The organism is Lelliottia sp. GFLA7, from assembly GCF_056490165.1.
Genome location: NZ_JBWLAQ010000132.1, coordinates 1 through 382, shown reverse-complemented (window position 1 = coordinate 382; position 382 = coordinate 1). Strand labels below are relative to the sequence as shown.

Annotated in this window: 1 protein-coding gene; it reads left to right on the top strand. The window is 70.9% G+C overall.

What is annotated here, in order from left to right; all coding sequences use genetic code 11:
- Nucleotides 1-128 precede the first annotated feature (128 nt).
- On the top strand, nt 129-382 hold a 254-nt coding region (locus AC07RN_RS21510), incomplete at its 3' end, for a hypothetical protein (RefSeq protein ID WP_478337307.1).

The following is a 382-nucleotide window of genomic DNA, read 5'->3' as shown; positions in this document are numbered from 1 at the left end:
CGGTCCGCGCCGAGCTCGAGCTGCCGGCGGACTGGCAGCCGCTCGGGGCGATCGCCGTCGGACATCCCACGGAACCACTGACGCCACGCGAACCGCGGGTTCCGGGCGACGCCCTGCTGGAGCTGTAGATGACGGCACGCTCACTGCACGCGTCCGCGCGTGAGGCCCTGGTGAACTGGGACACCGATTCGGACGACGCGGAGTCGTTGCGGCACACGATGCTCGCGTTCCTCGACTCGGCGCCGGACGGCTGCCTGCGCTCGCACACGGCTGGCCACATCACGGCGTCGTCGCTGGTTCTTGACGAGGCCGGCGATCACGTGCTGCTGACGCTGCATCCGCGGGTGGGCCGGTGGATTCAGCTGGGCGGGCACTGCGAGGA